This window comes from Sphaerotilus uruguayifluvii (genome assembly GCF_013294065.1).
Lineage (GTDB): Bacteria > Pseudomonadota > Gammaproteobacteria > Burkholderiales > Burkholderiaceae_C > Sphaerotilus > Sphaerotilus uruguayifluvii.
In genome coordinates, this window is record NZ_JABSNM010000013.1 from 62,893 (window position 1) to 80,494 (window position 17,602).

Annotated in this window: 20 protein-coding genes; 15 read left to right on the forward strand and 5 right to left on the reverse strand. The window is 69.2% G+C overall.

What is annotated here, in order from left to right:
* Positions 1 to 93 precede the first annotated feature (93 nt).
* The 3 genes from HNQ01_RS14665 to trxA all read right to left on the reverse strand — a co-directional run bounded on the left by HNQ01_RS14665 (position 94) and on the right by trxA (position 2,327).
* A complete protein-coding gene (locus tag HNQ01_RS14665; RefSeq protein ID WP_149503281.1) occupies positions 94 to 351 on the reverse strand; it encodes a type B 50S ribosomal protein L31 in 258 nt (85 codons plus the stop codon).
* Between the two features lie 125 nt (positions 352 to 476).
* Positions 477 to 1,739 (reverse strand): transcription termination factor Rho, encoded by a 1,263-nt coding sequence (gene rho, locus HNQ01_RS14670; protein ID WP_173806198.1) that lies wholly within the window; start codon positions 1,737 to 1,739, stop codon positions 477 to 479.
* A gap of 258 nt (positions 1,740 to 1,997) precedes the next feature.
* Positions 1,998 to 2,327 carry a thioredoxin TrxA gene (gene trxA / locus HNQ01_RS14675; protein WP_173806199.1) on the reverse strand — a complete coding sequence of 110 codons (330 nt, stop codon included), beginning with the start codon at positions 2,325 to 2,327 and terminating at the stop codon, positions 1,998 to 2,000.
* A 269-nt stretch (positions 2,328 to 2,596) separates the two neighbouring features.
* Here trxA and HNQ01_RS14680 point away from each other — a divergent pair, with 269 nt between their 5' ends.
* The 8 genes from HNQ01_RS14680 to HNQ01_RS14715 all read left to right on the forward strand — a co-directional run bounded on the left by HNQ01_RS14680 (position 2,597) and on the right by HNQ01_RS14715 (position 12,269).
* Positions 2,597 to 4,351, forward strand: a complete 1,755-nt coding sequence (locus HNQ01_RS14680; RefSeq protein WP_173806200.1) for an HDOD domain-containing protein — start codon at positions 2,597 to 2,599, stop codon at positions 4,349 to 4,351.
* Between the two features lie 54 nt (positions 4,352 to 4,405).
* Positions 4,406 to 5,239, forward strand: a complete 834-nt coding sequence (locus HNQ01_RS14685; RefSeq protein WP_173806201.1) for a TatD family hydrolase — start codon at positions 4,406 to 4,408, stop codon at positions 5,237 to 5,239.
* Positions 5,236 to 5,754: a DNA-deoxyinosine glycosylase gene (locus tag HNQ01_RS14690; protein ID WP_173806202.1), complete on the forward strand. Its 519-nt coding sequence runs from the start codon at positions 5,236 to 5,238 to the stop codon at positions 5,752 to 5,754. The genes HNQ01_RS14685 and HNQ01_RS14690 overlap by 4 nt, the downstream gene beginning before the upstream one ends.
* Positions 5,751 to 6,587 carry a spermine/spermidine synthase domain-containing protein gene (locus tag HNQ01_RS14695; RefSeq protein ID WP_173806203.1) on the forward strand — a complete coding sequence of 279 codons (837 nt, stop codon included), beginning with the start codon at positions 5,751 to 5,753 and terminating at the stop codon, positions 6,585 to 6,587. Before HNQ01_RS14690 ends, HNQ01_RS14695 begins: the two co-directional genes overlap by 4 nt.
* Positions 6,584 to 8,401: a GspE/PulE family protein gene (locus tag HNQ01_RS14700; protein ID WP_286180830.1), complete on the forward strand. Its 1,818-nt coding sequence runs from the start codon at positions 6,584 to 6,586 to the stop codon at positions 8,399 to 8,401. Before HNQ01_RS14695 ends, HNQ01_RS14700 begins: the two co-directional genes overlap by 4 nt.
* Before the next feature lie 148 nt (positions 8,402 to 8,549).
* Positions 8,550 to 9,017 carry a tripartite tricarboxylate transporter TctB family protein gene (locus HNQ01_RS14705; RefSeq protein WP_173806204.1) on the forward strand — a complete coding sequence of 156 codons (468 nt, stop codon included), beginning with the start codon at positions 8,550 to 8,552 and terminating at the stop codon, positions 9,015 to 9,017.
* 36 nt (positions 9,018 to 9,053) lie between these two features.
* The gene (locus HNQ01_RS14710; protein WP_173806205.1) at positions 9,054 to 10,568 is read left to right on the forward strand and encodes a tripartite tricarboxylate transporter permease; all 1,515 of its coding nucleotides are present in this window, start codon (positions 9,054 to 9,056) and stop codon (positions 10,566 to 10,568) included.
* Between the two features lie 81 nt (positions 10,569 to 10,649).
* A complete protein-coding gene (locus HNQ01_RS14715) occupies positions 10,650 to 12,269 on the forward strand; it encodes an MFS transporter (RefSeq protein ID WP_286180831.1) in 1,620 nt (539 codons plus the stop codon).
* On the opposite strand, the gene HNQ01_RS14720 is transcribed toward HNQ01_RS14715, so the two are convergent.
* Positions 12,200 to 12,799 carry a phage integrase N-terminal SAM-like domain-containing protein gene (locus HNQ01_RS14720; protein WP_286180832.1) on the reverse strand — a complete coding sequence of 200 codons (600 nt, stop codon included), beginning with the start codon at positions 12,797 to 12,799 and terminating at the stop codon, positions 12,200 to 12,202. The two genes, HNQ01_RS14715 and HNQ01_RS14720, sit on opposite strands and share 70 nt — an antisense overlap.
* A gap of 335 nt (positions 12,800 to 13,134) precedes the next feature.
* On the opposite strand from HNQ01_RS14720, the gene HNQ01_RS14725 reads away from it, so the two are divergent.
* Positions 13,135 to 13,929 (forward strand): toll/interleukin-1 receptor domain-containing protein, encoded by a 795-nt coding sequence (locus HNQ01_RS14725; protein WP_173806206.1) that lies wholly within the window; start codon positions 13,135 to 13,137, stop codon positions 13,927 to 13,929.
* Between the two features lie 177 nt (positions 13,930 to 14,106).
* Complete coding sequence (locus HNQ01_RS14730) at positions 14,107 to 14,685, forward strand: hypothetical protein (RefSeq protein WP_173806207.1); 579 nt, start codon at positions 14,107 to 14,109, stop codon at positions 14,683 to 14,685.
* Positions 14,686 to 14,763: 78 nt separating this feature from the next.
* Here HNQ01_RS14730 and HNQ01_RS14735 read toward each other — a convergent pair whose 3' ends face one another.
* Complete coding sequence (locus HNQ01_RS14735; RefSeq protein WP_173806208.1) at positions 14,764 to 15,063, reverse strand: hypothetical protein; 300 nt, start codon at positions 15,061 to 15,063, stop codon at positions 14,764 to 14,766.
* 477 nt (positions 15,064 to 15,540) lie between these two features.
* Between HNQ01_RS14735 and HNQ01_RS14740 the strand changes: the two genes are divergently transcribed.
* The 5 genes from HNQ01_RS14740 (at position 15,541) to HNQ01_RS14760 (ending at position 17,526) form a co-directional block, all read left to right on the forward strand.
* The gene (locus HNQ01_RS14740) at positions 15,541 to 15,738 is read left to right on the forward strand and encodes an MFS transporter (protein WP_173806209.1); all 198 of its coding nucleotides are present in this window, start codon (positions 15,541 to 15,543) and stop codon (positions 15,736 to 15,738) included.
* A gap of 54 nt (positions 15,739 to 15,792) precedes the next feature.
* Entirely contained in the window at positions 15,793 to 16,185 is a 393-nt protein-coding gene (locus tag HNQ01_RS14745) for a VOC family protein (RefSeq protein ID WP_173806210.1), read from the forward strand.
* Positions 16,186 to 16,204: 19 nt separating this feature from the next.
* A complete protein-coding gene (locus HNQ01_RS14750; protein ID WP_173806211.1) occupies positions 16,205 to 16,618 on the forward strand; it encodes a hypothetical protein in 414 nt (137 codons plus the stop codon).
* Positions 16,619 to 16,665: 47 nt separating this feature from the next.
* On the forward strand, positions 16,666 to 17,208 hold the full coding sequence (locus HNQ01_RS14755) for a hypothetical protein (protein ID WP_173806212.1): 543 nt from the start codon (positions 16,666 to 16,668) through the stop codon (positions 17,206 to 17,208).
* Positions 17,209 to 17,388: 180 nt separating this feature from the next.
* Positions 17,389 to 17,526 (forward strand): hypothetical protein, encoded by a 138-nt coding sequence (locus HNQ01_RS14760; protein WP_173806213.1) that lies wholly within the window; start codon positions 17,389 to 17,391, stop codon positions 17,524 to 17,526.
* Positions 17,527 to 17,602 lie beyond the last annotated feature (76 nt).

Below are 17,602 nucleotides of genomic sequence, written 5' to 3' on the forward strand. Positions count from 1 at the left end.
GCAATAAAAAAGGCAGCCCGGGCTGCCTTCGTGGCGCGCGGCCCGCGCAGTGGCCGGCCGTGCTTCGATTCCGGTGGCCCGGAGATCGGGAGATCAGCGCTTGATGCCGACCTTGAACTTGTTGCGGAACTTCTCGACGCGACCGCCCAGGTTGTCGACGCTCTTCTGCTGGCCGGTGTAGAACGGGTGCGTCTCGCTGGTGGTTTCCAGCTTGAACAGCGGCAGCTCGCGGCCGTCTTCCAGCGTGATCTTTTCCTTGGTCGGAGCGCACGAACGCGTCACGAACTGGAAGCCGTTGGACAGGTCGACGAAGCAGACGTCGCGGTAGTTCGGGTGGATGCCGTCTTTCATGGGGATGCTCGCTGTGGTGCCGGGAGCCACCGCCCGCACCATGCGTAGCAGCACTTTCCGACAGCGGAAAAACCTCGATTATAGCCCGTGCCCGGCGGGCACGGGAAGGGCGCGCGCGAGCGGTCTCAGCCGCCGCGGCGCATCAGGTCGAAGAAGTCCAGGTTGCTCTTCGTCGACTTCATCTTGTTGAGGATGAACTCCATCGCCTCGATCTCGTCCATCGGGTAGAGCAGCTTCCGGAGGATCCAGGTCTTCTGCAGGATCTCGGGCTTGAGCAGCAGCTCCTCGCGGCGCGTGCCCGACTTGTTCAGCAGGATCGACGGGTAGACGCGCTTCTCGGCCATGCGGCGGTCCAGGTGGATCTCGCAGTTGCCGGTGCCCTTGAATTCCTCGTAGATCACCTCGTCCATGCGGCTGCCGGTGTCGACCAGCGCGGTGCCGATGATGGTGAGCGAGCCGCCTTCCTCGACGTTGCGCGCCGCGCCGAAGAATCGCTTGGGGCGCTGCAGCGCGCCCGCGTCGACGCCGCCGGTCAGCACCTTGCCCGAGGAGGGCAGCACGTTGTTGTAGGCGCGCGCCAGGCGGGTGATCGAGTCCAGCAGGATGATCACGTCCTTGCGCAGCTCGACCAGGCGCTTGGCGCGCTCGATCACCATCTCGGCGACCTGGACGTGGCGGGCGGCCGGCTCGTCGAAGGTCGAGCTGATGACCTCGCCGCGCACGGTGCGCTGCATCTCGGTCACTTCCTCGGGACGCTCGTCGACCAGCAGCACGATCAGGTGCACGTCGGGGTTGTTCGCCACCAGCGCGTGCGCCAGGTGCTGCATCATCACGGTCTTGCCGCTCTTCGGCGGCGCGACGAGCAGCGCGCGCTGGCCTTTGCCGATCGGCGCGATCAGGTCGATGATGCGGCTGGTGATGTTCTCCTCGCCGCGGATGTCACGCTCGAGCCTGAACTGTTCCTTGGGGAACAGCGGGGTCAGGTTCTCGAACATGATCTTGTTCTTCGATTCCTCCGGCGTCAGGTTGTTGACGCGGTCGACCTTGACCAGCGCGAAGTAGCGCTCGCCGTCCTTCGGCACGCGCACCTCGCCCTCGATCATGTCGCCGGTGTGGAGGTTGAAGCGGCGGATCTGGCTGGGCGACAGGTAGATGTCGTCGGTCGACGCCAGGAAGCTGGTGTCGGGCGAGCGCAGGAAGCCGAAGCCGTCGGGCAGCACTTCGAGCACGCCGTCGCCGAAGATCTGCTCGCCCTGCTTGGCGCGCTTCTTCATGATCGCGAACATCAGCTCCTGCTTGCGCAGGCGGCTGGCATTCTCGATCTCGAGCGTCTCCGCCATCCGGACGAGCGCCGAGATGTGTTGAGCCTTGAGTTCGGAAAGGTGCATAGGGTCGGGCCCTGAAATCAGGCCTTGCCGGTGCCAGCCGGACAGGCCGAAGGGGTCGGACCCCTCCGGATCCTGCGGCTCGCCGAGGACCGCGGCCGCATCGGATCGCGATGCGGCATGCGGACGGTGAGGGGGCTGGGGAGGGGGCCGACGCTGCGCGCTCCAGCGTCTGCGTCAGGGGCAGCAATCCGGGCTGGACCGGCGCGCAGTGGCATTCGTCATGTCTGCAGCAGCGGGCGCTGCTGCAGACCGGACGAATTATAGGTTGGACTTGATGAAATCGGTCAACTGCGCCTTGTTCAGCGCGCCGACCTTGGTCGCGGCGAGCTCGCCGCCCTTGAAGATCATCAGCGTCGGGATGCCGCGGATGCCGAAGCGCGCCGGCACGTCGCGGTTGTCGTCGACGTTCATCTTGGCGACGACCAGCTGGCCGTTGAACTCGCCTGCCACCGCATCGAGCACCGGCGCGATCGCCTTGCACGGGCCGCACCACTCGGCCCAGTAGTCGACCAGCACCGGCTTGTCGGCATTGAGCACGTCGGCTTCGAAGGAGGCATCGGAGATGTGTTTGATGAGGTCGCTGCTCATGGGAATTCCGTCGAGGGACAGAGAAGGCCGGTCCTGACGGCCGGCCGGGAAATCGATGCTGCAATTCTGGCACGAACCGGCCGGGCCCGCGTCCGACGGGCCTGCGCGAGGCGGCGCCGGATCGCCCGGGTTTCTGCCGATCCGATCGGATTCGGTCGATCAGCAGGGGATTCACCGGGGTTTGCCGGCCATTTCCATGCATGAGAGCGTGCAGTGCCGGCGTCCAATCGGCGCATGACGAACACCGACGATCGCCCCCGATCGCAAGCATGATGACCCAGGACGCCTCCGCCGCCGCTCCGGCTCCCGACACCGATGCTGTCGCCACCGCCGCGTCGGCGTCCACCGCTGCGGCGCCCGCGGCGCCGGCCCGCAACTTCGGCCATTACGGGCTGGTGCGGCTGCTGGGCAGCAGCTCGCTGACGATCGCCTGGCTGGCGCGCGACAACCGCAGCGGCGCGATGGTGCGGCTGCTGGCGGCGCGCCAGCCGGTCAACTCCGAGACGGTGCGGGCCCGCTGCGTCGAGGAGGCGCGCCGAGCCTCGCAGCTCAACCACCCGCGGCTGCTGCCGGCGCACGAGGTGGGCTGCGTCGACCGCTTTCCCTTCGTCACCAGTGCCTGCGATCCGGCGCTGCCGCCGCAGCGGGTCGAGGAGCGCTTCTCGCCGCCGGCGCTGCGCTCGCTGATCCGCAACGGCTGCGAGATGCTCGAGGGCCTGGCCTACGCGCACGAGGCCAGCATTCCGCATGGCGACCTGGGCCTGCACACGCTGGCCTTCGACGCGAACGACCGGGTCTCGCTGTGGGGCCTGGGCCTGGGCGTGGCGATCGCCAGCACCCGACCGCAGGGCATTCCGACCGCCGGCGGGCTGGGCGGAGGCCTGCTCGGGCGCGAGATCGCCGCGGCCAGCCTGCTGATCCAGCACTGGATCCAGGGCGAGCCGCCGCACGGCGAGAGCGACATGCCGGCGCTGCTCGACCGCTGGCCGACCAGCGACCTGCGCCTGCCGCCGGAGCTGCCGATGCCGATCGCCGACTCGCTGCGGCTGCTGCTCGATCGCGCGGTCGAGACCAATCCGCAGCGCCGCTTCATCCATGCGCGCAGCTTCCACCGCGCGCTCAGCGGCTGGCACTACACCGAGTATCCGGAGGACGGCGGCCTCGACGCGATGCTGCAGGGCCTGCTGCGCCGCAACGGCCTGTTGCCGGCGGCGGACAAGCTGCGCGAGCGGGTCGCGCACATCGTCGGCATGGACAAGGGCCGGCTCGACGAGATGGTCGACTCGCTGATGCAGGACCTGGCGCTGACGATGTCGATGCTGCGCGCGGCCAATGCCAGCGAGATGGCGGTGGCCGGCGAGGGCGCGGTCGTCACCAGCCCCAAGCGGGCGATGGCGCTGCTGGGCACCGACGGCCTGCGCCGCGTCGCCGGCAGCCAGAAGCAGTGGCCGGGCACCGCCAAGCCGCATCACGCGACGCTGCTGCTGCAGGCCATCGAGCGCGCGCAGCTGGCGGCCCACCTGGCCGCCGAGGTCGCGCCGGGCGGCTCCGACGCCGAGGGCGCGATGCTGGCGGCGACCTTCCAGAACCTCGGCCAGGTCCTCGGCCTCTACCATTTTCCCGACGAGATCGCGCAGATCCAGCGCCTGGTGCTGTCGAGCCGCGGCACCGACAAGGCGATCACGCCCGATCTGGCGGCGATGTCGGTGCTGGGCGTCGACCTGCAGACGATGGCGCTGGCCTTCATGCGGCTGTGGGGCGTGGCCGAGCCGCTGCGCCACCTGGTGCGGCCGCTGGCCGAGGATGCGGTGGTGCGCTCGCCCGAGACCCTCGAGGCCTGGTCGCGGCTGCTGGGCAGCTTCGCCAACGAGGTGGTGCGCATCACCGACCTGCCGCAGCCGAACCAGCCCGCGGCGCTGGCCACGCTGATCGGGCGCTACCATTCGACGCTCGGCCTCGACGAAGGCCAGGTGCGCGGCGCGATGCGGCGCGCCCGCGAAAAGCTCTCGCGCCACATGCGCTGACCCTCCGGCCGATCCGGCGCCCCGCCGGTGCGGGCCGGTCACCCCCGGCCCGCGATGCCCCTCTGGATCGACACCCACTGCCACCTCGACGCCCCCGAGTTCGACGCCGACCGCGATGCGGTGCTGGCGCGTGCCCGCGCAAGGGGCGTCTCCTGTCTGGTGCTGCCCGCCGTCACGGCCGACCATTTCGAGCCGCTGCGGCATCTGGCCGAGCGCACCGGCCAGCCCTACGCGCTGGGCCTGCATCCGCTGTGGACCGGCGCGGCCGAGCCCGAGGATTCGCTGGCGCGGCTGGACGCGATGCTGGCGGCCACGCGGGACGATCCCCGCCGGGTGGCGGTGGGCGAGATCGGCATCGACGGCTTCGAGCCCGGCCTGGACGCGGCGCGCCAGCGCCATTTCCTGGCCGAGCAGCTCAGGCTGGCGCGCCGCCATGACCTGCCGGTCATCCTGCATGTGCGCCGCTCGGCGGACGCGGTGCTGGCGCTGCTGCGGCGCCATCCGGTGCGTGGCGGCATCGCGCATGCGTTCAACGGCAGCGAGCAGCAGGCGCGCGCCTTCGTCGACCTGGGCCTGAAGCTGGGCTTCGGCGGCGCGATGACCTTCGAGCGCGCGCTGCAGATCCGCCGCCTGGCTACGGCGCTGCCGGCCGAGGCCATCGTGCTCGAGACGGACGCGCCCGACATCCCGCCGCACTGGCTCTACCGCACCGCCGCCGAGCGCGCAGCCGGCCAGAGCAGCCGCAACGAGCCCGCCGAGCTGCCGCGCATCGCCGAGACGCTGGCCGTGCTGCGCGGCTGGAGCCTGGAGGAGACGGCCGCGATCACCCGCGCCAATGCCTGCGCCGCGCTGCCGGGGCTGGCGGCGCTGATCGGTGCGGCGACATGAGCGGCACCGGCGCGCCCGAGGCTCTGCCGCTGGCCGGCTTCGGGCCGGTCGTGGGGCCGCGCACCCGGCTGATGGTGCTGGGCAGCTTTCCCGGCGTAGCCTCGCTGGCGCAGCAGCAGTACTACGCCCACCCGCGCAACCAGTTCTGGCCGATCCTGTCGGCGCTGTGGGGCCTCGACCTGTGGGCCTTGCCGTATCTTGACCGGCTGGAGGTGCTGCGCGAGCGCGGGCTGGGGCTGTGGGATGTCTATGCGCGGGTGCGCCGCGAGGGCAGCCTGGACAGCGCGATCGAGGCGGCCGAACTCAACGATCTGGCCGGCCTGCGCCACATCGCGCCGGGGCTGGAGGCGGTGGCGCACAACGGCGCGGAGTCGGCGCGCACGATGCGCCGGCTGCAGGCGCTGGGCTTCGCGGTGCACCGCCTGCCCTCGACCAGCCCGGCGAACGCCGGCTGGTCCTTCGAGCGCAAGCTCGCGGCCTGGCGGGAAACATTCGCGCGCTACGATCTGGCATGACTTCCGCTTCCCGTTCCCGCCGCCGCGACGGCGAGCTGCCTTCCGCGACGATCTCCGAGTTCGATGGCGTGCGCTACCTGCACCTGGGCGACACGCCGTGGGTGCAGGGCGCGATGCGGCTGCGCAAGCCGCGCGCGCTCGAGCTCGACTATGTGCAGCGCATGATGGCCTGGACGCTGCTGCGCGATCCGGCCGTGCTCGACGACACCCGCGTGGTGCAGCTCGGCCTGGGCGCCGCGGCGCTGACGCGCTTCTGCCACGGCGAGCTGGGGCTGCGCACCACCGCGGTCGAGCTCAACGCGCAGGTCGTGGCGGCGTGCCGGCAGTGGTTCCGGCTGCCGGCCGACGACGAGCGGCTGTCGGTGCAGATCGCCGACGCCGGCGCCTGGGTGCAGGACGCGGCCCACCACGGCAGCGCCGAGGTGCTCAGCGTCGACCTCTACGACCACGAGGCCGCCGCGCCGGTGCTCGACGACGACGAGTTCTACCGCGGCTGCCACGACGTGCTGACGGAGGGCGGCGTGATGACGGTCAACCTGTTCGGGCGCAACGCCAGCTTCTCGCGCAGCGCGCGCCGCATCGAGGCCGCCTTCGCCGCGTCGGGCGGCACGGTGCGCATGCTCGCGCCCACGCCCGAGGGCAACACCATCGTGCTGGCGGTGCGCGCCGGAACGATTCCCGACGAGGCGGTGCTGCGCGAGCGCGCCGCCGCCGTCACCGCGCGCTGCGGCCTGAAGGCGGTGCGCTGGCTCGGGCTGATCCAGCCGCTGCCGCCGGTGCGTGCGCCCCGCAGGCCCAAGGCCGCCTCGTCCGTGGCGGAGCCGTCCGAATGAGCGGCCCGGCGCGGCGCACGGTGCCGGCCGCCACCGAGCCGGGCGGGCCGCTCACCTGGCGCCAGATGCTGGGCTGGCTGGTCGAGGACGGCCGGGTGCGCCCGGACGAGGCGGTGCAGCTCGCGCAGCGCCTGGGCGCGGGCGACAGCGCCCAGCATCCGCTGGTGCGCCTGGCCGGGGCCAGCCTGGTCGACGCCCGCGACGGCCGCGCGCTCGACCTGGAGGCGCTGACGCGCTGGCTGGCGCAGCGCGCCGGCCTGGCCTATCTGCGCATCGATCCGCTGAAGGTCGACGTCGCGCGGGTCACCGAGGTGATGTCGGCCGGCTACGCCGAGCGGCGCCGGGTGCTGCCGGTGCAGGTCGGCGCGACCGAGGTGGTCGTCGCCACCGCCGAGCCCTTCGTCACCGACTGGGTCGACGAGATCGCGCGCCACACCCGGCGCACCGTGCGCCGGGTCGTCAGCAGTCCGCTGGAGCTGGCGCGCTACACGACCGAGTTCTACCAGCTCGCCCGCTCGGTGCGCGCCGCGCAGAAGACCGGCGAGGTCAGCGCCAGCGTCAACTTCGAGCAGCTGGTCGAGCTGGGCAAGCACCGCCAGCTCGACGCCAACGACCAGGGCGTCGTGCAGGTGGTCGACTGGCTGTGGACCTACGCCTTCGAGCAGCGCGCCAGCGACATCCACCTCGAGCCCCGGCGCGAGCAGTGCCTGATCCGGCTGCGCATCGACGGCGTGCTGCACACCGCCTACCAGCTGCCGCAGACCGTCATGGCCGCGGTGACCGCGCGCATCAAGCTGCTCGCGCGCATGGACGTGATCGAGCGCCGCCGGCCCCAGGACGGCCGCATCAAGACCCGCAGCCCGCGCGGCGACGAGATCGAGATGCGCCTGTCGACGCTGCCCACCGCCTTCGGCGAGAAGCTGGTGATGCGCATCTTCGACCCGGAGACGGCGGTGCAGCCGGTCGAGGCGCTGGGCTTCGGCGCGGCCGACGCCGCGCGCTGGCAGCGCCTGGTCGCGCAGCCGCACGGCATCGTGCTGGTCACCGGCCCGACCGGCAGCGGCAAGACCACCACGCTCTACGCCACGCTGCGCGCGCTGGCCACCGACGAGGTCAATGTCTGCACCATCGAGGACCCGATCGAGATGATCGAGCCGGCCTTCAACCAGACGCAGGTGCAGGCGGCGGTCGAGCTCGACTTCGCCAGCGGCCTGCGCACGCTGATGCGCCAGGACCCCGACATCATCATGGTCGGCGAGATCCGCGACCTGGCCACCGCCGAGATGGCGGTGCAGGCGGCGCTGACCGGTCACCTGGTGTTCTCGACGCTGCACACCAACGATGCGGCCAGCGCGGTGACCCGGCTGCTCGACCTGGGCGTGCCGGCCTACCTGATCGGCGCGACGCTCTCGGGCGTGCTGGCGCAGCGCCTGGTGCGCCGGCTCTGTCCGGACTGCCGCGCGCCCGACGCGGCGCTCGCGCCCGAACTGCTCCAGGCCGCGCTGGGCCGGCTGCCGGTGCTCGAGCCCGGCGAGCCCTTGCGGCCGATGCGCCCGGTCGGCTGCCCGGCCTGCCGCCAGACCGGCTACCGCGGCCGGCTCGGCCTGTTCGAGCTGCTCGAGGTCGACGCGGCGGTGCGCTCGGCCATCGGCGCCGAGCCCGACCTGGCGCGGCTACGCCGGGCGGGACTGGCCGGCGGCCTGCAGCCGCTGCGCCGCGCCGGCCTGCGCCTGGTCGCGCAGGGCCAGACCACGCTCGACGAGGTGCTGCGCTCGACGCCGGCGTGGGAGGAGGGGGGCGGCTCGCTGCAGTGATCGGGGGTGATCCGGCCGCGAATGGGCTGGAAATCAGGGTTTTCCCTTGTGATCTGACGTCATCCCGCTAAGTGGTCCCCACAGCTGCGCACCCCGGGAGCCTTCCTAGAATCGCGTCATCCGATTTCCAACATTGAGGAGATGACGCATGAAGATAGGAAACCAGAGGGACTTCTGGTCGGGGCTGATGTTCATCGCGGTCGGAGCGGCCTTCGCCGTCGGCTCGCTGGACTACAGCTTCGGCAACTCGGCCCGGCCCGGCCCGGCCTACTTTCCCTTCGGCCTGGGCGTGCTGATGGCCATCCTGGGCGGCGTCGTGCTGCTGGGCGCGTTCAAGGCCAGGAACGCGGACGGCAATCCGGTGGGCGCCTTTGCCTGGAAGCCGCTGCTGATCATCCTGGGCACCATCACGCTGTTCGGCTTCCTGCTGCCGCGCGCGGGCATGTTCATCACGCTGCCGATCCTGGTCATCGGCTCGGCCATGGCCAGCGACGAGTTCAAGCTGAAGGAGGCGCTGCTCAACGCCACGATCCTGACGGTGATGTCCTGGGCGGTGTTCTCGAAGGGCCTGGGCCTGACGATCCCGCTGCTGCCGGCCTTTCTCGGCGGCGCCTGATCCGGCCATCGAACCCCAAGAACACGGAGACACCTGATGGACCTGATCCATAACCTGTCGATCGGCTTCCAGGCCGCTGCGACCTTCCAGAACCTGTTCTACGCGCTGATGGGCGCGATCCTGGGCACGCTGATCGGCGTGCTGCCGGGCCTCGGCCCGGTGGCGACGATCGCGATGCTGCTGCCCAGCATCTACTCGCTCGACGCCACGCCGGCGCTGATCATGCTCGCCGGCATCTACTACGGCGCGCAGTACGGCGGCTCGACCACCGCGATCCTGATCAACGTGCCGGGCGAGGCCTCCTCGGTGGTCACGGCGCTGGACGGCTACCAGATGGCCCGCAAGGGGCGTGCGGGCGCGGCGCTGGCCGCGGCCGGCCTGGGCTCGTTCTTCGCCGGCTGCGTGGGCACGCTGGTGATCGCCGCCTTCGCGCCGCCGCTGACCGAGCTGGCTTTCCAGTTCGGCCCGGCCGAGTACTTCTCGCTGATGGTGCTGGGCCTGATCGGCGCGGTGGTGCTGGCCTCGGGCTCGCTGGTCAAGGCGATCGCGATGATCCTGCTGGGCCTGCTGCTCGGCCAGATCAACACCGACGTGATCTCGGGCGTGCCGCGCTTCAGCTTCGACATTCCTGAGCTGACCGACGGCATCGGCTTCGTGACGATCGCGATGGGCGTGTTCGGCTTCGGCGAGATCATCGTCAACCTCAGCGTGCCCTCCGAGGAGCGCGAGGTCTTCACGAAGGACGTCAAGGGCCTGATGCCGACGAAGCAGGACGTGAAGGACGCCTTCCCGGCCGTGCTGCGCGGCACCGCGCTGGGCTCGATCCTGGGCGTGCTGCCCGGCGGCGGTGCGCTGCTGGCCTCGTTCGCGGCCTACACCGTCGAGAAGAAGTCCAAGGGCCGTCCGGGCGAGGTGCCCTTCGGCCAGGGCAACATCCGCGGCGTGGCCGGCCCCGAGTCGGCCAACAACGCCGGCGCGCAGACCAGCTTCATCCCGATGCTGACGCTGGGCATTCCGCCCAACGCCGTGATGGCGCTGATGGTGGGTGCGATGACCATCAAGGGCATCCAGCCCGGCCCGCAGGTGATGTCGAGCAACCCCGAGCTGTTCTGGGGCCTGATCGCGTCGATGTGGATCGGCAACCTGCTGCTGGTGATCCTGAACCTGCCGATGATCGGCATCTGGATCCGCCTGCTGACGGTGCCCTACCGCTTCCTGTTCCCGGCCATCCTGGTGTTCTGCTGCATCGGCCTGTACACGCTGAACAACAACAACTTCGACGTCTACGCCGCGGTGCTGTTCGGCTTCGTCGGCTATGTGTTCAGCAAGCTCGACTGCGAGCCCGCGCCGCTGCTGCTGGGCTTCATCCTGGGCCCCATGATGGAAGAGAACCTGCGCCGCGCGCTGCTGCTGTCGCGTGGCGACTGGACGACCTTCATGAGCCGCCCGCTGTCGGCCGGCCTGCTGATCGCCGCGGCGCTGATGGTCGTGGTGGTGATGCTGCCCTCGATCAAGAACAAGCGCGAGGAAGCCTTCCAGGACGCGGACTGACACGGCGTCCCGCCCTGAGCGCATTCCTGCCAAGGCCCCACCCCCCGGTGGGGCCTTTTTCATTTGCATGATGTCCGCACGATGCCCCTGATCCCGAAGTCGATGCTCGACCCCGAGCGCCTGCCGCAGGCGCTGCAGCCGCTGCGCCTGCCGGTGTTCCGCATGCTCTGGCTGGCCTGGCTGGCGGCCAACCTGACGATGTGGATGAACGATGTCGCGGCCGCCTGGCTGATGACGCAGCTCACCGACAGCGCGGTGATGGTGGCGCTGGTCTCGGCGGCGTCGACGCTGCCGGTCTTCCTGCTGGGCCTGCCCAGCGGGGCGCTGGCCGACATCGTCGACCGCCGGCGCTGGTTCGCCTCCACCCAGCTGTGGGTGGCGCTGGTGGCCACGCTGCTGGCGATGCTGGCGCTGGCCGAGGGCATCACGCCGCACCTGCTGCTGGTGCTGACCTTCGCCAACGGCATCGGGCTGGCGGCGCGCTGGCCGGTGTTCGCGGCCATCGTGCCGGAGATCGTGCCGGCGGCCTCGCTGTCGGGGGCGCTGGCGCTGCAGGCGATGGCGATGAACCTCTCGCGCATCCTCGGCCCCATCGTGGCCGGCGCGGTGCTGGCGGCCTCGGGCAGCGCGGCGGTGTTCGTGCTCAATGCGGTGCTGTCGCTGCTGGCCTTCGCGCAGATCCTGCGCTGGAAGAGCAGCCCGCGCATCAGCGCGCTGCCGGGCGAGCGCTTCGTCGGCGCGATGCGGGTGGGCGTGCAGCATGTGGCGCAGAACCCGCGCATGCGCGCGGTGCTGCTGCGGGTGTTCGTGTTCTTCTTCCTGAGCACTGCGCTGACCGCGCTGCTGCCGCTGGTGGCGCGCCGGCTCGGCGGCGGGGCGGGGGGCTTCACGCTGCTGATGGCCTGCATGGGGGGCGGCGCGATGACGGCCGTGATGATGCTGCCGCGACTGCGCGAGCGCCACAGCCGCGACCGCATCGTCGGCCTGGGCTCGCTGATCGTGGCGGGGATGACGCTGGTGGTGGCGTTGGCGCCCTGGCTGTGGCTGGCCGCGCTGGGCATGGCGCTGGCCGGCATGGCCTGGATCGCCACCGCCAACACGCTGACGATGTCGGCCCAGCTGGCGCTGCCCAACTGGGTGCGCGCGCGCGGCATGTCGACCTACCAGATGGCGCTGATGGGCGGCTCGGCCGCCGGCGCGGCGACCTGGGGGCATCTGGCGGGCTGGACCTCGGTGCCGACGGCGCTGATCGTGTCGGCCGCCTGCGGGCCGCTGGTGCTGCTGGCGGTGCGCGGCTTCACCGTCTCCGGCCAGGAGGCGGACCTGCGCCCGGCGCTGCCGGCGGTGCCGCCCAATCCGGCCACCGACATCGGCCCGGACGAGGGGCCGGTGATGGTGACGGTGGAATACCTGATCGATCCGGCGCGCGCCGCCGACTTCGCCGAGGTGATGCGGCTGACGCGGCGCGCGCGGCTGCGCCAGGGGGCGCTGTCGTGGGGCCTGTTCCGGGATACCGAGCGGCCGGGGCGGTATGTCGAGTACTTCGTCGACGAGACCTGGGTCGAGCACCTGCGCCGACTGGAGCGCTTCACGGCCGACGACGTGCAGCTGCGCGGGCGGCGGCTGGCGTTTCACCTGGGGGCGGAGGCGCCGAAGGTACGGCGGTATGTGGGGGAGGCGCTGGAGGGGGTGGGGCGGTGATTCAGGCTCAGGCCGCCAGCAGCGCATCCAGCGGGCTGCGTGTCGTGCCGGCGGCGATCTTGAGGACGTGGGTGCAGATCATGGTCGTGCTCACGTCGCTGTGACCGAGCAGTTCCTGCACGGTGCGAATATCGGTGCCACCCTGCAGCAAGTGCCTGCTCGCGGGTATTTGCGGTCCAGTGCGTGCGGTGTTTCGACCGCGCCATCTCGTTCATCCAGGGCAAATCGACGCCGATCACCTCGCGATAGAGGAACAGCAGTGCCGACAGCGCCTGTTTGTGTGTCGAGACAGAGACCCGCCGCACGTTGGTCAGGTGGGTCAGGAACGCCTCGACCTCGGCGGCGCCCATGTCCTTGGGGTGGCGCACGCCGTGGAATCGGATGTAGGCGCGGCTCCAGGACAGGTAGGCCTCCTCGGTCTTCAGGCTGTAGTGCAGGTACCGGATGCGCTCGCGCAGCTGGTCCAGCAGGCGCTTCGACTGCAGCGGCGGGCGGTCGGCCGACGTGCTGCGGCGAGGTGGGTGGTTCATGCGGGCAGTCTGGCGTGGTGGCGGCCGGAGGCCAATCGCCCTGAAGCGGGATGCGGGTGGGGGCCGGCGTGCTTTGATAGACGAAAAACGTGCTGGCGGCTATGCTGATCGGCCATGTGCAGGCGGCCTGACTGGCTGTGCTCGGTGCAGGGTTTCACGGTCCATTTAGGGGGAGGTTATGCGTCAAGCTGCGGAAAAATTTCAATGCTGACAACAAATTGCGTGCCGTTCCGGCGCCAGGTTAGATGGCGGCGACCACGTTAGACAGCAGGGCCGTGAGGTCTAAATTACGTTAGGCAGCAGAGAGATGCGCAGCTAGCCACTACGAGACGTCAATGGCCTCTGTATTTCTTTGCCACGCATCGGAAGACAAACAGCAAGTAGAGGCGATGCAGCTGGCGCTCGCCAATGCAGGCGTCAATGTCTTCTACGATCAGGAGAGCCTTCCAGCCGCGGGCGACTACCAGGCTCGCATCCGCGCGGCCATCAAGCAATGCGACGTATTTGTCTTTGTCGCTTCGCCTGCATCTATCATGCCCGGCAGATTCACCCTAACCGAACTGAAGTTTGCACGCGAGCGCTGGCCGAGCCCGGTCGCTCGGGTTCTATCAGTCACCTTGGGTGAGGTGAAGGCCGCCGAACTACCTCAGTACCTGCAGGCGGCAACCATCCTGAGCATCTCGGGCAACGCCGCCGCTGAAGTTCGCGCATCGGTCGACTCCCTACTTGGGGAGCTCAAGCGCCGTCGCCTTAGAAGGTACGCGATTGCTGCAGGCCTGATCGCACCCGCGGCGATCGCCATTCCCGCCGTGGGCATTGGCTGGCCGCCTTGGCTGCCCAGCAACAAGTGGTCGCATTTTACCTACGAGACTTTCTTCAAGGGACCAACGAGTTGGAGCGGAGAATTTCGGCGGGAGAGCAACGGACAGTGGCTGGAGTTCAATCGGGAACATCAGACCTCCCGTCGATGGAATGAAGGAACCTCTTCGACGCTCGGTCGTATTCGCCTAACTGACGGCAACGCGATCATTGAAATCGCTCCAAAGGAGAAGACTATCTACTACACCGATGTCGGCTCACCTGGGTATCCGCTTCTGAAGCCAATATACAGAATTCTCGACGGGGCATAGGTCACGCCCCCTGCGTGTCCGCGCTGCCACGAAGCGCCCTGCTGCCTAACAGGTCGTTCAACCGGACGCGCTACGGCAGCCGTCGCCTGGCCGCTCCGGGCCAGGTCGGTTATCGTCCCTCCGCGGCCAGGCGCCATCTGCCTCCGCACGCCGGTTAACTCTGCGTTAGGCGGCATGATGAACGGGGTAGCGAAAGTTGCGCGCGTGATTACTTGGGGCGTCTTCCTGCTCGTTTCACTGATCACTGCTGGGCTCAGCCTCGCACCTGAAGACGAACGCCACATTGCCGGAATGTTCCAAGCGGCATTGTTCTTCTCTGGTGTTCCAGTTGTGGCGGCTGCCGAGTTCCATATACAACGGTTCGAGTTAAGGCAAGGAGCCACACCCGGCAGCCTAGTGCTTGTGCTTGGTGCGCTACTTATGAGCTATCTAGCTATCTCCGTCATGGCGGCACACTCCGAGCCCACAATGGGCTGGGGGCTTCTGTTGAGTTGGCTATTCGTCTTCGTCGGTCTAGGCTCGTTGCGCCCAAGCGCACATCTTGAGCGGCGTCTCCTCTTGGGAAGTGCGGGGTTCATCAGTTTGGGCGCTGCTTTGCTCCTACTTCTCGGTCTTTGGCTTTGGCCCGAGTTCTACTACGGCTACCTAATGCAAAGAGGACACCTTGAATGGACACCGTATTTCATGTCGTTGCTCGGCTTCGTATTCTGGGTGGCACTATTGGCGTTTAATGTCCGGGTTAAGCGTGCCGCCTAACTGGTTGGTCAAGCTGACGCCAAAAGGCTCTGCCTTTTGGTGCCCTCCGCTTCGCTGCGGCGCAGCTTACCGCGGGCGTTAGGCCCCACATTGCGAACGAGAAGCGTCATCCTTGCTATCGCAGCCTGCGGCTTCGGCCTCTGTGCTGCGTTGCTGCTCGCGGACGCGCCCGCACCCGCCGAAACTGCAGGAGGCCAGGTACTGGGCAATTTCAGCGTCTCCGGCGCCGCTGATCCCCCAGCGAACTTCTCGGAGAAGGCGAATGCGTTTCGGGCAGGAGGTGCGCTCTACGTCGAAAAACTGGAGTTCTTCCACAATCCCGGTACGGTGCCCCCGGTCAAGCTGACGAAAGACGAAGGCGGCGTAGCCGTTGTTCATGTCTGGGCTCATCGACCCCTTGTCCAACTCGCAAGCACGAAATGTGAGTTCGCCAGAACCGTTCGCTTCGCAATTCCCACCACGTTGCTGGTCGGCGTTAAACGCGTACTCATCGTCAATCACGACACCGAGTCTCGACAGCTCCTATTTGAGAACGAGGAGTTGGCCAGTCTTCTACGGGAGCCGGAACCTGCCTCGGCCGCCGCTGCTTGGAAGGAGCCCTTGCCCGTGTCCGGCAATGGGTGTGGGGCCTAACCCTTCGCTCGAGCCGACCCGCTCCGGCAAGGCACCCTGGCCGCCAAGAGCCCTTTACTATGTTGCTCTCGTCGGCCAGGGCGCCTTGCCTCCACGGTCGGCTCAGCTCAAACGTTAGGCCTCGCGGGTGACATGGCGGCTAGCCGACAGTCCTAAGCGGCGACCTGGGGTCATCTGGCGGGCTGGACTTCGGTCCGACCGCGCTGATGGTGTCGGCGGCCTGTGGGCCGCTGCGTCGAGTATTTCGTCGACGAGACCTGGGTCGAGCACCTGCGCCGCCTGGAGCGCTTCACCGCCGCCGACGTGCAGCTGCGCGAGCGCCGGCTGGCCTTCCACGTCGGCGGGCAGCCCCCGCGCGTCAGGCGCTATGTGGGCGAGGCGCTCGAGGGCGGGCGCGCCGCGGCCTCGCTACACTCGTGAGCGCCTTCGGGCCTTTCACTGCCGATTCCGGCGCCTTCTTCAGGAGACAGGACGATGTTCAGCCATGTGATGGTCGGATCCAACGACATCGAGCGCTCGAAGCGCTTCTACGACGCGGTGCTCGGCGTGCTCGGGGCCGGCGAGGCGATGGAGAACCGCAACGCGGCCGGCCAGATGCGCCTGTTCTACCGCCACGGCGGCTCGAGCTTCTGCGTCACCGAGCCGATCGACGGCGAGCCGGCGACCTTCGCCAACGGCGGCACGATCGGCTTCAAGTGCGAGTCGCCCGAGCAGGTCACGCAGTTCCACGACGTGGCGGTCGCGCACGGCGGCACCTCGGTCGAGGATCCGCCGGGGCCGCGCCAGGGCGCGCTGGGCACGATGCATCTGGCCTACGTGCGCGATCCGGACGGCAACAAGCTCTGCGCGCTGCACCGGCCGAAGTGACCGGTCCCGGGGCCTGCCCGTGTCCCTGTCCGTGCGCCGCCTCGCCGTTGTGCTCGTCTGCCATCTGCTGTCGGGCTGGGCGCTGCTGGCGAGCCTGGCGCTGGCGGGCGGGCTGATGGTCATGGAGCGAAGGCAGCCGCTGGCGATGGGGGTCGGTGTGCTGGTGCTGCTGGCCTGGGTCTGCCATCTGTCGATGAGCCTGAGCTGGGTGCTGGACCGGCGCATGGGCCGCGGCGTCCCGGGGGTCGGCACGCTGGCCGCGCTGGGCAGCGCGCTGTCGTGGCCCTGGGTCTTTCCCTGGGATGCCCGCTCCGACGCGGGCGAGCTGCTGGCGGCCTCGGGCCTGGGGATCGTGCTGGCGCTGCCCAGCGTGCTGCTGGCGCTCTGGCTGCTGCGCTTTCACGTCCGGCGTCCCGGCAGGCTCGCGCGCTGAGCCACAATCGGCTCATTCCGCGGATTTCGCCTGCCTGTCGAGGAACCATGCTGCTGCCTGTCGTCCTGCGGCCTTGCCGCGCTCCGTCCTGGCTGACCGCCGCGCTGATGCTGGCGGGCGTGCTGTCGTCCCCGCTGTCGTCCGCGCAGGCGGCGCCGCTTCTGGAGCTGCATTTTTCCGGCACGCCTGTGCCGCCGCCGAAGGGCGTGCACGTCGACGACGAGGGGCCCTGCGGCCCGGTGGTGGTGCTGCGTGTCTCGGCCATGCCCCGCAAGGCGCCGTGGTTCGTCGCCGACGAGGTCCAGGAGCTCGATGCGGCCGGCCGGGTGCTGCGCAGCTGGCGGGTGCCGCTCGATCATGTGCCGGTCGCGCTCGACGGGGACGTGCTGTCGCTGAGCGTGTGGTCGCGCAAGGATTCGATGCTGACGGTGACGCCCGACGGGCGCCTGGGCGTCAGGAAGGGCGTGCCGCCCGGCGATCTGCCGGGCGGGCGCTGCCCCGGCGCCACCGGACAGGATGATCGCTGGTGCGTGCGCATCGGGCAGGGCGCGGACCGGCATGTGCTGGCGTATCCGCCGATCTGTTCCTGATCCGCTGCCCTGATCTGCCACGACTTCAGGCGCCAGAGTCGGTCGTGATGCATTTCGCGTGTGTTTGGAGCGACGGCTGCGAACGGTTGCAGCTTGATGCCCCGGCTCGTCCCTAGAATGCCCGATCCGTCCGGCGTGTCTGCCGGGCGGCTCACCCGCAAGCTCTCGAAGGAGATTCCGATGTCCCGTTTTGTTGCCGCCATCGCCGCCGTGCTGCTGGCCACCGGTGCCCTGTCGGCCCACGCCGCCACCAAGAAGCACCACCACAAGCCGGTCCACAAGGTGGCCAAGCACGCGCACAAGCATCACGTGAAGTGATGCGCCTGCACGGTCGGCCGGTCTCCGGCTGATCCTGCGCTCCCGGGGCGACCGCCGGGCGGACTCGAACATCGAC

Excerpts from the sequence above, each read along its gene's own strand:
- HNQ01_RS14665 (WP_149503281.1), bottom strand. The coding sequence starts at position 351 with ATGAAAGACGGCATCCACCCGAACTACCGCGACGTCTGCTTCGTCGAC.
- rho (WP_173806198.1), bottom strand. The coding sequence starts at position 1,739 with ATGCACCTTTCCGAACTCAAGGCTCAACACATCTCGGCGCTCGTCCGG.
- trxA (WP_173806199.1), bottom strand. The coding sequence starts at position 2,327 with ATGAGCAGCGACCTCATCAAACACATCTCCGATGCCTCCTTCGAAGCC.
- HNQ01_RS14680 (WP_173806200.1), top strand. The coding sequence starts at position 2,597 with ATGATGACCCAGGACGCCTCCGCCGCCGCTCCGGCTCCCGACACCGAT.
- HNQ01_RS14685 (WP_173806201.1), top strand. The coding sequence starts at position 4,406 with ATGCCCCTCTGGATCGACACCCACTGCCACCTCGACGCCCCCGAGTTC.
- HNQ01_RS14690 (WP_173806202.1), top strand. The coding sequence starts at position 5,236 with ATGAGCGGCACCGGCGCGCCCGAGGCTCTGCCGCTGGCCGGCTTCGGG.
- HNQ01_RS14695 (WP_173806203.1), top strand. The coding sequence starts at position 5,751 with ATGACTTCCGCTTCCCGTTCCCGCCGCCGCGACGGCGAGCTGCCTTCC.
- HNQ01_RS14700 (WP_286180830.1), top strand. The coding sequence starts at position 6,584 with ATGAGCGGCCCGGCGCGGCGCACGGTGCCGGCCGCCACCGAGCCGGGC.
- HNQ01_RS14705 (WP_173806204.1), top strand. The coding sequence starts at position 8,550 with ATGAAGATAGGAAACCAGAGGGACTTCTGGTCGGGGCTGATGTTCATC.
- HNQ01_RS14710 (WP_173806205.1), top strand. The coding sequence starts at position 9,054 with ATGGACCTGATCCATAACCTGTCGATCGGCTTCCAGGCCGCTGCGACC.
- HNQ01_RS14715 (WP_286180831.1), top strand. The coding sequence starts at position 10,650 with ATGCCCCTGATCCCGAAGTCGATGCTCGACCCCGAGCGCCTGCCGCAG.
- HNQ01_RS14720 (WP_286180832.1), bottom strand. The coding sequence starts at position 12,799 with ATGAACCACCCACCTCGCCGCAGCACGTCGGCCGACCGCCCGCCGCTG.
- HNQ01_RS14725 (WP_173806206.1), top strand. The coding sequence starts at position 13,135 with ATGGCCTCTGTATTTCTTTGCCACGCATCGGAAGACAAACAGCAAGTA.
- HNQ01_RS14730 (WP_173806207.1), top strand. The coding sequence starts at position 14,107 with ATGAACGGGGTAGCGAAAGTTGCGCGCGTGATTACTTGGGGCGTCTTC.
- HNQ01_RS14735 (WP_173806208.1), bottom strand. The coding sequence starts at position 15,063 with ATGAACAACGGCTACGCCGCCTTCGTCTTTCGTCAGCTTGACCGGGGG.
- HNQ01_RS14745 (WP_173806210.1), top strand. The coding sequence starts at position 15,793 with ATGTTCAGCCATGTGATGGTCGGATCCAACGACATCGAGCGCTCGAAG.
- HNQ01_RS14755 (WP_173806212.1), top strand. The coding sequence starts at position 16,666 with ATGCTGCTGCCTGTCGTCCTGCGGCCTTGCCGCGCTCCGTCCTGGCTG.
- HNQ01_RS14760 (WP_173806213.1), top strand. The coding sequence starts at position 17,389 with ATGTCCCGTTTTGTTGCCGCCATCGCCGCCGTGCTGCTGGCCACCGGT.